General features: G+C 66.4%; 10 protein-coding genes. All 10 read right to left on the bottom strand.

Annotated features, from left to right (window positions below; translation table 11 throughout):
• Positions 1-23 precede the first annotated feature (23 nt).
• Positions 24-1010, bottom strand: a complete 987-nt coding sequence (moaA, locus tag ACT7B3_RS00970) for a GTP 3',8-cyclase MoaA (protein ID WP_445156559.1) — start codon at positions 1008-1010, stop codon at positions 24-26.
• Entirely contained in the window at positions 1001-1435 is a 435-nt protein-coding gene (locus ACT7B3_RS00965) for a putative zinc-binding protein (protein WP_444678708.1), read from the bottom strand. The genes moaA and ACT7B3_RS00965 overlap by 10 nt, the downstream gene beginning before the upstream one ends.
• A 51-nt stretch (positions 1436-1486) precedes the next feature.
• Positions 1487-2230, bottom strand: a complete 744-nt coding sequence (locus ACT7B3_RS00960; protein WP_444678709.1) for a Crp/Fnr family transcriptional regulator — start codon at positions 2228-2230, stop codon at positions 1487-1489.
• Positions 2190-3431 carry a molybdopterin molybdotransferase MoeA gene (locus ACT7B3_RS00955; protein ID WP_444678710.1) on the bottom strand — a complete coding sequence of 414 codons (1242 nt, stop codon included), beginning with the start codon at positions 3429-3431 and terminating at the stop codon, positions 2190-2192. Before ACT7B3_RS00955 ends, ACT7B3_RS00960 begins: the two co-directional genes overlap by 41 nt.
• Complete coding sequence (gene moaB / locus ACT7B3_RS00950) at positions 3428-4006, bottom strand: molybdenum cofactor biosynthesis protein B (RefSeq protein ID WP_445156558.1); 579 nt, start codon at positions 4004-4006, stop codon at positions 3428-3430. Before moaB ends, ACT7B3_RS00955 begins: the two co-directional genes overlap by 4 nt.
• Before the next feature lie 26 nt (positions 4007-4032).
• Positions 4033-4854, bottom strand: coding sequence for a peptidylprolyl isomerase (locus ACT7B3_RS00945; RefSeq protein WP_445156557.1), 822 nt, complete (start codon positions 4852-4854; stop codon positions 4033-4035).
• A 137-nt stretch (positions 4855-4991) separates the two neighbouring features.
• Entirely contained in the window at positions 4992-5678 is a 687-nt protein-coding gene (narI, locus tag ACT7B3_RS00940; protein WP_444678712.1) for a respiratory nitrate reductase subunit gamma, read from the bottom strand.
• Positions 5675-6463, bottom strand: coding sequence for a nitrate reductase molybdenum cofactor assembly chaperone (gene narJ, locus ACT7B3_RS00935; RefSeq protein WP_445156556.1), 789 nt, complete (start codon positions 6461-6463; stop codon positions 5675-5677). Before narJ ends, narI begins: the two co-directional genes overlap by 4 nt.
• Entirely contained in the window at positions 6456-8018 is a 1563-nt protein-coding gene (narH, locus tag ACT7B3_RS00930; protein ID WP_445156555.1) for a nitrate reductase subunit beta, read from the bottom strand. The genes narJ and narH overlap by 8 nt, the downstream gene beginning before the upstream one ends.
• The gene (locus ACT7B3_RS00925; RefSeq protein ID WP_444678714.1) at positions 8015-11758 is read right to left on the bottom strand and encodes a nitrate reductase subunit alpha; all 3744 of its coding nucleotides are present in this window, start codon (positions 11756-11758) and stop codon (positions 8015-8017) included. Before ACT7B3_RS00925 ends, narH begins: the two co-directional genes overlap by 4 nt.
• Positions 11759-11851 lie beyond the last annotated feature (93 nt).

Here is an 11851-nt window from a genome sequence, read left to right as displayed (position 1 = left end):
AACGAGCGTGCGAGGGTCGGCGCCTAGCCCCCCGTCATGTTCATGAAGCGCACCACCTGCACGTCGCCGTCGGTGGTGAAGTGATGGCGCTCGGGCTTCTTCTGCATGGCGGCGACAATGGCGGCCTTGAGCCGTTCGAGATCCCCCGGATGACGGCGCATCACCGCACGCAGGTCGACGGAGTGCTCGTTGCCCAGGCACAGCAGCAGGCGGCCCTCGGCGGTCACGCGTACGCGGTTGCAGGCGGCGCAGAAGTTGTGGCTGTGGGGCGAGATGAAGCCGATACGCGAGTCGCTGTCGGTCATGCGGTAGTAGCGCGACGGGCCCAGGGTGGACTCGGTGGTGGGCAGCAGCGCATGGCGTGTCTCGATGGCGGCACGCACGTCGTCGCTCGAGCAGAAGGTCTCGCCGCGGTCGTGGCTCATGTTCTGGCCCAGCGGCATCTCTTCGATGAAGCTGATGTCGACGCCTTCGGCGCGAGCGAATTCCACCAGGTCGAGCACTTCGTCGTCGTTGCGGCCTTTGAGGATCACCGCGTTGAGCTTGATGCGCATAAAGCCGGCTTCCCGGGCGGCGCGGATGCCGTCGATCACCCTGGCGAGATCGCCGGTGCGGGTCAGGGCGCGAAAGCGCTCGGGATCGAGCGAGTCGAGGCTGACGTTGAGCCGCTTGAGCCCGCCCCGGTACAGGGCGCGGGCGTGCTTGACCAGCCCGGCGCCGTTGGTGGTCATGCCGAAGTCGCGCAGTCCGGGCAGCGCGCCGAGCTCGGCCACCAGCTCTTCGATCCCGCGGCGCACCAGCGGCTCGCCGCCGGTCAGGCGGATCTTCTCCACGCCGAGTTCGACGAAGGCCCGCGACAGGGTGGCGATCTCCTCCAGGGTCAACAGCCGGGCGCGGGGCAGGAAGGTCATCTCCTCGGCCATGCAGTAGACGCAGCGGAAGTCGCAGCGGTCGGTGACCGACAGGCGAACGTAGCGAACGGCGCGGCCGAAGCCATCGATCAGCGACATGGGGACTCCTCGGCTGTTGTCTCGGCTGTTGGCGCGGCGACCGCGCCATCCATGGGCAGCCGGGCGATCAGCTTGCCCACCTGCGTCACCACCTCGTCGACGGTATCGGCGTCATAGGTCTTGCCGCGCCGCTTGCGAAAGCCCTGCTCGTAGAGCTTGACGTGCTCGGTGGCGGTCACGCCGGCATTGGCCAGGCAGTGGGTGACGCAGTGCATCTGGCAGCCGTCGATGGCGACGATGGGCCGCCCGGAGCGGGCGGTGCGTACCAGCCCCGGCACGCCGCCCCCAACCCCGGAAATGCACGACATCTCGGCGATGCCGGCATGGTCGAGCTTCACGGCCACGGCGTTGGCCAGCTGCGCCACGTCGGAGCAGCCGGAGCAGGAGTAGACCAGGGTACGGGGCTTGTTGGCGGTTCGGGGCATGCAGCCTCCCTTGGACAGCAGAATCTGTGCACCCATGCCGCTGGGCGAGGCCTAGTCGTTCGCCAGCATGGCATCGCGCAGCTTCTGCTCGTCAAGCACCAGCAGGCGCTGACGATCGATGCTGATGGCGCCACTGTCGCGCAGCTTGGCCAGCAGCCGCGACAGGGTTTCCGGCGTCATCGCCAACTGCGCGGCCAGCCAGCGCTTGGGGATCGACAGACGCACCACGCGCGGCATCCGGGTACGGTTGGCCGGGAACTGGCGCAGGATGTAGCTGACCAGCCGCGACATGGCGTCGGCCTGGGTCAGCAGCGCCAGGTCTTCGAGGCGCTCGGTCAGCTCCAGCGCCAGGCGGCTCATGAACTCGGCGCGACAGGCCGGCTGACGGTCCATGATCTCGCGACAGCGCGAGGCGGGCAGCGCCAGCACGTGGGTGCGACGCAGCGCCTCGGCGGAGTAGAGGTAGACCCCGGCGCTCGACACCATGCTCAGCTCGCCCAGGGTGCCGCCGCGCTCGACGCAGCGGATGGTAGCCAGGCGACCGTCGCAGGTGCTGCGCGCCAGGCGCACCGCTCCGTTGATGACGATATAGAGCCAGTGAGCCGGCGTATCCTGGCGAAACAGCCATTCGCGGCTCTTCAGCGTCATCAGCGACGACGCTTCCAGCAGCGAGGTGATCTCGCCATCGTCAGGCTCACCGAGCCAGGACACACCATGAATCAATTCGCGCAGCTGCTTGGGCTTGAACAGCAGGTCAATCGACGAACTGTCCGGCGGGCAGATAGGGGTATTCATGTCCTTCCTCCACGTCGGTATCGGCAGCCATCATCAGATAGCCGTGTGCCTCACTGGCTGAGCGCAGCATATGGGAGCCCTGACCGCCGGCCAGGAAGGCGACCGGGTGGCCATTCTGCCAGTCAAGCACGACGCGCAGCAGTTCACGCCGCCCAGGGCTGCCCCGCCGCGAGAAGCCGGCGCGGACTTTGTATTGTTGTAGTGGCCCGACGGTACGCCCCTGGCAGCCCTGCACGAAAGGTCGGGCCAGCAGGTGCCACCCTACCAGCGAGGCCACGGGATTGCCCGGCAGGCCGATCAAGGGCACCCCTTCCGGCGACCCGTCGTCCAGGTAGCCAAAGGCAAAGGGCTTGCCGGGCTTGATCGCCACGCCGTGGAAGACCAGCCCGCCGAGCCCGTCGAGCACAGGGCGCACGTGGTCTTCCTCACCCACCGACACGCCGCCGGTGCAGACCACCAGGTCGGCGCTGTCGCGGGCGCACACGAAGGCCGCGTGGAGCGCCTCGGGGGTGTCGGCCACGATTCCCATATCGATCACGCGGCAGCCCTGCTGTTCGAGCAGCGCCTGCAGCATGACCCGGTTACTGTTGTAGACATTGCCGGGCGCATAGGGTGCACCCGGTTCGATCAATTCATCGCCGGTGGAGAGCAGCGCCACGGTGAGTCGCGGCAGCACCTCGACCTCGGCAATCCCCTGGCTGGCCAGCATGGCCAGCGCCGCGGCGTTCAGGGTCGCGCCGGCCGGCAGCAGCGCCTGCCCGGCGCGGTACTCCTCGCCGCGCCGGCGGATGTTGGCGCCTAGCTTGGCCTCGCCGATCACGTGGACGCGGCCCGCTTCGTCGAACCGCACCCGCTCCTGGGGAATCACGCAGTCGGCCCCTTCGGGTACCGGCGCGCCAGTGAAGATGCGCGCGCAACCGCCTTCCGGCAACACCTTGACGCCGGTCCCTGCAGGTATGCGCTGCACTACCGGCAGGCCCGCCTCGCCCAGCTCCGCCACACGCAGGGCGTAGCCGTCCATCGCGCTGTTGTCGATACCGGGCATGTCCAGGTGCGCCACGATATCACATGCCAGCACGCGGCCGACCGCCTGCTCGATGGCGATGCGCTCCTCGCCGCGCACCGGCTCGGCAGCGGCGATCATCCTTGCCCGCGCTACGTCCAGATCGAGCAGACCCTTGGCAAGGCTGGCACAGCTCATGCGCGTACTCCTTGACCGTGGTCAGGCGCACCGTTGCGGCTGGCGCAGGCCTGCTGTTCGGGCATGACCATGGCGACGAAATTGCACGGCCGGGTGCGGGCATTGAGCTGAGCGGCGAGGATGCCGTCCCAGGCGGTGGCGCACGCCTTGGGCGAGCCGGGCATGGAGAACACCAGGGTGGCGTTGGCCACCCCCGCCACGGCACGCGACTGAATCGTGGAGGTGCCGATGGTCTCGTAGGAAAGCTGGCGGAACAGCTCGCCGTAGCCGTCCACGGCCCGGTCGAACAGCGGCGACAGCGCCTCGGGGGTGGTGTCCCGCTTGGTGAAGCCGGTGCCGCCGTTGACCAGCACCACCTGGATGTCGTCGCGCACGATCCACTTCGACACTACCGCACGGATGCGATAGATATCGTCGGGCACGATGCGCCGGTCGACCAGGACATGCCCTGCCTCGGTAAGACGCTCGCTGAGCAGGTCGCCGCTGCCGTCGCGGTCGAAGCCGCGCGTATCGGATACGGTCAGCACGGCGATACCGAGCGGCACGAAGGGAGTATCGGCATGGACATGGGACATGGGCGTTCTCCTGTTGCGTCAGAGGGCTATTGCATCAGACTGCCGGCGGCATCGTCGTCCAGCTCGATCCCCTCGACGCCGATTTCCGCTTCCAGGGCCAACAGGTAGTGGCGCAGGGCGCGGCGGGTGGCCTGTTCGCGCAGGGTGTGGCGGACGCGCTCGGCCACCTGCTCGAAGGGCAGGCGACGGCCTTCGTCGCGCTGGTCGACGATCACCACATGCCAGCCGTAGCGCGAGGCCAGCGGGCGGTCGTGGAGCCCTTCCGGCAGGTGCTGCAGGGCGCGATCGAGTTCGGCCACGGTCTGTCCCGGGGCCAGCCAGCCCAGCTCCCCGCCCTCGCTCTTGGAGGGGCAGTCGGAGTGGCGCATGGCGAATTCGGTGAAACGTTCAGGGATGGCGGTCAATTCTTCGATCAGCGTCTGACCCTGGCGATACAGGGCATCGCGCCGTTCGGCGTCGTCCGGGGCAGCGGCCAACAAAATATGGCGAACGGCGATGCGGGTCGGCTCGCTGAAGCGCTCGGGGTCGGCGTCGAAGAAGCGGCGGCAGGCCTCTTCCTCGGGCTCCGGCACCTCCAGTTCACGCTCGAGCAGCATCGCGATGGCGGCATCGTGGTCGCTTTCGCCAGTTGCGTCGGCCGAGAGCAGATCGAGCTCGACGGCGCGCTGGCGCAGCAGCTCGCGAACCACCAAGGCGCGGGCAGCCGAGAGCTGCGCCTCGTCTGCGGTCGCCGCGGGGTGGTACTGCATCTCGCGGGCGATGCTCTCCTCGTCGATCGGCTTGCCCCCGACCTTGACGGGCGGCGGTGAGTAGCGGCCCGGCAGCTGTGCGATCTCGATCATTTGCATGTCATTCACCTCAATAAAACTTGCCAGGGCAGGCCGGGGGATCCCGGGGGCCAGGTCAACGCCTCGTTCACCTGTCCCCCGGCACCCGCGGTGTGCCATTGCTCATCAAGCGGAGCGGGCGCAGCCAGCCTTACCGATCAGATCCCGCCGGCCCGGCGGCGAACGATCTGGTAGCGCCGCCCTACGTAGCCCATCGGCACGCTCCACACGTGAACCAGACGGGTGAAGGGGAAGACCAGGATGATGGTCAGGCCTACCAGAATGTGCAGCTTGAAGATCCAGCTCACGCCTTCCAGGTGAGCGGCGGCACCGCCCTGGAAGTAGACGATGGACTGCGCCCAGCCGGAGAACTGCAGCATCTTGCTGCCGTCCAGGTGGCCCAGGGTCGGCAGGATGGTGAGCAGGCCGAGTGCGACCTGGGCCACCAGCAGACCGATGATCACGGTGTCCATGGGGCTGGACGAGGCGCGAACCCGTGGGTTGGTCAGACGACGATGGAACAGCATGGCGCCGCCCACCAGACACATCACGCCGGCGATGCCGCCGACCACCACCGCCATGACCTGCTTGGTGCCGGCGCTGATGAAGGGGCTGTAGAGCCAGTGCGGCGTGAGCAGGCCGGCCAGGTGACCGAAGAAGATCACGATGATACCGACGTGGAACAGGTTGCTGGCCAGGCGCATGTTCTTGCTGGTCAGCATCTGGCTTGAGCCGGTCTTCCAGGTGTACTGGCCATGATCGTAGCGCATCAGGCTGCCGATCAGGAACACGGCGCCGGCCAGGTAGGGGTAAAGCCCGAACAGCAGGTTATCGAGAAAAGTCATGACCGGTCTCCTTCAAGCCTCACGGGGGCAGCGGCGGGATCCAGTACCCGGACTGCCTCGCTGTGCGTCACTTTTTTGCGTTCTGCCAGGCGGCGGCCTTCGGCGGACTGCAGCGCGCAGTCCTCGTCGGATTTGGCGGAGAAGCGTACCGCCTCCTCTTCCCATACCGCGTCCAGCGCCTCGGGTGTGTCGTCGCGTGCCTCACCCTTCACCGCTTCACGGCTGGCTTCCACGTCGTCCTCGGCGCCGACCAGCGCCAGCAGTGCGCGTGGCACCAGCGCGTAGTCGACTCCGCGATCCTCCAGGCGCGCGGTGAGCAGCGCCAGGATGTGGCGGATCTCGCCCAGCCAGCGGCCGATCTCGTCGTCGCTGCGGGTGGAGAGGTACTCCAGGAACAGCGGCAGGTAGTCGGGCAGCTCGCGGGCGTCGAGCTCGAAGCCGGCGGCCTTGTATTCGTCGATCAGGTCGACCATGGCCTGGCCGCGGTCGCGCGATTCGCCGTGCACGTGTTCGAACAGCAGCAGCGAGTGGGCGCGGCCCTTGTCGAACAGCGCCACGTACTCGGACTGCAGCTCGAGCAGGTCGCCGTCGGCGATGCGCTGGCACCAGCTCATCAGGTCGCCGCGCAGCGCCGCCGGCAGGCGGCGCTCCTGGTCGAGGACTTCGACGAGCTCACCGACGGCCCCCTGGAGGGCCTCGGTGGGGTAGTCCAGCAGGCGAGCCAGCACGCGCAGGCTAAGCATGCCGAACTCGGGCTGGGGCATCTTGAGGGCTGCATCAGCCATGGTGAGTCTCCTTGGCACCGGTCTTCGGATCGAAGACGTCTACCGGCTTGACCAGCGCGCTGGTCTGCTTGCGGCCGTTGAACAGGCTCGGCTTGCTCTCGCCGTGGCAGCCGTCGCCGAAGCTGAAGCCGCAGCCGCCGCGCTCGGGGAACGCTTCGGTGGCCATCTCGCGGTGGCTGGTCGGGATCACGAAGCGATCCTCGTAGTTGGCGATGGCCAGGTAGCGATACATCTCTTCCACCTGGGCTTCGCTAAGGTTCACGGCGTCGAGCACGCTGGTGTCGATCTTGCCTTCGACGTGCTTGTTGCGCATGTAGACGCGCATCGCCATCAGCCGCTTGAGCGCCAGCACCACGGGCTCTTCCTCACCGGCGGTGAGCATGTTGGCCAGGTAGCGTACCGGGATGCGCAGCGACTCGATCTTGGGCAGCACACCGTCGTACTCGATCTTGCCGGCCTCGGCGGCGGACTGGATCGGCGAGAGCGGCGGCACGTACCAGACCATCGGCAGCGTGCGGTACTCGGGGTGCAGCGGCAGCGCCAGCCCCCAGTCCATGGCCATCTTGTAGACCGGACTCTCTTGGGCGGCCTTGATCACGTTGTCGGTGATGCCGTCGCGCTTGGCCTGCTCGATCACCTTCGGGTCGTGCGGATCGAGGAAGATCTCGCACTGGCGGTGATAGAGGTCGCGCACGTCCGGCGAGCTCGCCACTTCCTCGATGCGGTCGGCATCGTACAGCAGCACGCCGAGGTAGCGGATGCGGCCCACGCAGGTCTCGGAGCATACGGTCGGCATGCCCGCCTCGATGCGCGGGTAGCAGAAGATGCACTTCTCGGACTTGCCGGTCTTCCAGTTGTAGTAGATCTTCTTGTACGGGCAGCCGGAGATGCACATCCGCCAGCCGCGGCACTTGTCCTGGTCGATCAGGACGATACCGTCCTCTTCCCGCTTGTAGATCGCGCCGGACGGGCACGAGGCCACGCACGCCGGGTTCAAGCAGTGCTCGCACAGACGCGGCAGGTACATCATGAAGGTGTTTTCGAACTGGCCGTAGATGTCGGCCTGCACCTTCTCGAAGTTCATGTCCTTGCGGCGCTTGGCGAACTCGGTACCGAGGATCTCCTCCCAGTTCGGGCCCCACTCGATCTTCTTCATGCGCTCGCCGGAGACCAGCGACCGCGGGCGCGCGACCGGCTGATGGTCACCCTGCTTGGCGGTGTGCAGGTGCTGGTAGTCGAAGTCGAACGGCTCGTAGTAGTCGTCGATCACCGGCAGGTCGGGGTTGGCGAAGATGTTCGCCAGCACCCGCCACTTGCCACCAATGCGCGGCTCGATCTTACCGTCGCGGCGGCGCATCCAGCCACCCTTCCACTTCTCCTGGTTCTCCCACTCCTTGGGATAGCCGATACCGGGCTTGGTCTCGACGTTGTTGAACCAGGCATACTCCATGCCTTCACGGCTGGTCCAGACGTTCTTGCAGGTGACCGAGCAGGTATGACACCCGATGCACTTGTCGAGGTTGAGGACCATGCCTACCTGGGAACGAATCTTCATTTCACGGTCTCCTGAACGCTGTCGTTGCCTTCGCCATCCAGCCAGTCGACGTTCTTCATCTTGCGGATGAGGACGAATTCATCGCGGTTGGAGCCAACGGTGCCGTAGTAGTTGAAGCTGTAGGAAAGCTGCGCGTAGCCGCCGATCATGTGGGTCGGCTTCGGGCACACCCGGGTCACGGAGTTATGCATGCCGCCACGGGTCTTGGTGACCTCGGAGCCCGGCACGTTCACCTGGCGCTCCTGGGCGTGGTACATCATCACCATGCCGTCCTTGACCCGCTGACTGACGATGGCACGAGCGGTGATGGCGCCGTTGGCGTTGAACAGCTCGATCCAGTCGTTGTCCTCGATGCCGATCTCCTGGGCGTCATTCTCCGACATCCACACCACCGGGCCGCCGCGGTTCAGGGTCAGCATCAGCAGGTTGTCGCTGTAAGTGGAGTGGATGCCCCACTTCTGGTGCGGCGTGATCCAGTTCAGCGCCTTGGTCGGGTTGCCGTTGTCCTCCGGCATCGCAAAGCCGGTGATCGTCTTGGTGTTGATCGGCGGACGATAGGTCAGCAGGCTCTCGCCGAAGGCGCGCATCCAGGGGTGATCCTGGTAGAACTGCTGACGGCCGCTCACGGTGCGCCACGGAATCAGCTCGTGCACGTTGGTGTAGCCGGCGTTGTAGGAGACGTGCTCGTCTTCCAGGCCGGACCAGGTCGGGCTCGAGATGATCTTGCGCGGCTGGGCGACGATGTCGCGGAAGCGGATCTTCTCCTCTTCCTTGTTCACCGCCAGGTGGGTGTGGTCGCGTCCGGTGATCTTGGACAGCGCACCCCACGCCTTGACCGCCACGTGGCCGTTGGTTTCCGGCGCCAGGGTCAGGATCATCTCCGCGGCGTCGATCGCGGTCTCGATCTTCGGCCGGCCCTTGTGCGGCCCTTCGGTCTTGCGATAGTTCAGCTTGCCGAGCAGCTCGACCTCGGACTCGGTGTTCCAGGCGATGCCCTTGCCGCCGTTGCCGATGGTCTCGAGCAGCGGCCCGATGGAAGTGAAGCGCTCGTAGGTCTCGGGGTAGTTGCGCTTGACCTCGATCAGCGCCGGCATGGTCTTGCCGGGGATCGGCTCGCACTCGCCCTTCTTCCAGTCCTTGACCTCAGGCTGGGCCAGCTCGGCCGGGGAGTCGTGCTGGTGCGGCAGGGTGACCAGGTCGGTCTCCTCGCCCAGGTGACCCACGCACACCTCAGAGAACGCCTTGGCGATGCCCTTGTAGATATCCCAGTCGCTGCGCGACTCCCACGCCGGGTCGGTGGCCGCGGTCAGCGGGTGGATGAACGGGTGCATGTCCGAGGTGTTGAGGTCGTTCTTCTCGTACCAGGTGGCCGTCGGCAGCACCACGTCGGAGTAGAGACAGGTGGAGGACATGCGGAAGTCGAGCGTGACCACCAGGTCGAGCTTGCCTTCCGGCGCCTCGTCGTGCCACTTGACCTCTTCCGGTTTCTGGCCACCGATTTCGCCCAGGTCCTTGCCCTGGATACCGTGACGGGTGCCCAGCAGGTACTTGAGCATGTACTCGTGGCCCTTGCCCGAGCTGCCCAGCAGGTTGGAGCGCCACACGAACAGGTTGCGCGGGAAGTTCTGCTCGTTATCCGGATCCTCGGCGGCAAACGCCAGCTCACCGCTCTTGAGCTGGGCGACGGCGTAGTCCTTGGTGGACATGCCGGCAGCCTCGGCGGCCTTGGCCAGGCGCAGCGGGTTGGTGCCGAGCTGCGGCGCCGAGGGCAGCCAGCCCATGCGCTCGGAGCGCACGTTGAAGTCGATCAGGCTGCCGGTGTACTGACTGGCATCGGCCAGCGGCGACAGGATCTCCTTGACCTCGAGCTTCTCGTAGCGCCACTGGGAGGAGTGGTTGTAGAAGAAGGAGGTGGAGTTCATGTGACGCGGCGGACGCTGCCAGTCGAGGCCGAAGGCCAGCGGGGTCCAGCCGGTCTGCGGGCGCAGCTTCTCCTGACCCACGTAGTGGGCCCAGCCGCCGCCGCTCTGGCCGATACAGCCGCACATGACCAGCATGTTGATCAGGCCGCGGTAGTTCATGTCCATGTGGTACCAGTGGTTCATCGCGGCACCCACGATGACCATGCTGCGACCACGGGTCTTGTCGGCGTTGTCGGCGAACTCACGGGCGATGCGGGCGACCTGCTCGGCGGGCACGCCGGTGATCTTCTCCTGCCAGGCCGGGGTGTAGGGGCGCACCTGGTCGTAGGAGGTGGCGCCGTCGTCCTCACCGAAGCCGCGGTCGATGCCGTAGTTGGCGCACATCAGGTCGAACACGGTGACGGCCAGGATCTCGGTGCCGTCGGCCTTCTTCAGGCGCTTGGCGGGCAGGCTGTGGAACAGCAGCTCGTTGCCGGCCACGTGGTCGAAATGCTCGTGGGCGATGCCACCGAAGTAGGGGAAGGCGACCTTGGCCACGTCGTCATGGCTCTCGGCCAGGGTCAGCAGCGGCTTGATCTCTTCACCGTCGGCATCGCGCGGCTCGAGGTTCCACTTGCCCTCTTCGCCCCAGCGGAAACCGATGGAACCGCGCGGCACGACCAGCTGGTCGCGGGTCTCGTCCCACGCCACGGTCTTCCACTCGGGGTTGTTGTCCTGGCCCATGTTGTCGGCGAAGTCGGCCGCACGCAGCTGCTTGCCGGGCACGAAGCTGCCGTCCTCACGCGCTTCCAGTTCGACCAGGAAGGGCATGTCGGAGTAGTTGCGCACGTACTCGGTGAAGTAGGCGCTGGGCTTCTCGAGGTGGAACTCCTTGAGGATGACGTGGCCCATGGCCATGCCGAGCGCGGCGTCGGTGCCCTGCTTGACCGACAGCCACTCGTCGGTGAGCTTGGAGACTTCGGCGTAGTCCGGGGTGATGGAGACGGTCTTGGTGCCCTTGTAGCGCACTTCGGTAAAGAAGTGGGCGTCCGGGGTCCGGGTCTGGGGCACGTTGGACCCCCAGGCGATGATGTAGCCGGAGTTGTACCAGTCGGCCGATTCCGGCACGTCGGTCTGCTCGCCCCAGGTCTGGGGGCTGGCCGGCGGCAGGTCGCAGTACCAGTCGTAGAAGCTCATGCAGACGCCGCCGATCAGCGACAGGTAGCGGCTGCCCGCGGCGTAGCTGACCATCGACATGGCAGGGATCGGCGAGAAGCCGATGATGCGGTCGGGGCCGAACTGCTTGGCGGTGTAGACGTTGGAGGCGGCGATCAGCTCGTTGAGCTCATCCCAGTTGGCGCGCACGAAGCCGCCCATGCCGCGGGCACGCTTGTACTGCTTGGTCTTGGCCGGATCGGAGACGATGGAGGCCCAGGCGTCGACCGGATCGCCGTGCTGCTGCTTGGCTTCGCGCCACAGCTTGAGCAGCGGCTTGCGGATCAGCGGGTACTTGAGGCGGTTGGCGCTGTACATGTACCAGGAGTAGCTGGCGCCACGCGGGCAGCCACGCGGCTCGTGGTTGGGCAGGTCCGGGCGGGTGCGCGGGTAGTCGGTCTGCTGGGTTTCCCAGGTCACCAGGCCGTTCTTGACGTAGATCTTCCAGCTGCAGGAGCCGGTGCAGTTCACGCCATGGGTGGAACGCACGACCTTGTCGTGCTGCCAGCGCTGCCGGTAGCCGTCTTCCCAGCCACGCGACTCCTCACGCGTCTCGCCGTGACCGTTGGCGAAGGGCTCGCGGGCTTTGCGGAAAAAATTCAGCCGATCTAAGAAGTGACTCATGGTCGATCTCCAGGCTCCTTGAAGTGATGCGTGGCCACCCGGGCCACCCCGCCTGCCGTGCCGCGCTGTGTGTCTTACACGACCGCCAGGGCA

This window comes from Halomonas sp. E14, from assembly GCF_052568415.1.
Note: the sequence above shows the minus strand (reverse complement) of the source record. Positions and strands in the feature narration are given on the sequence as shown.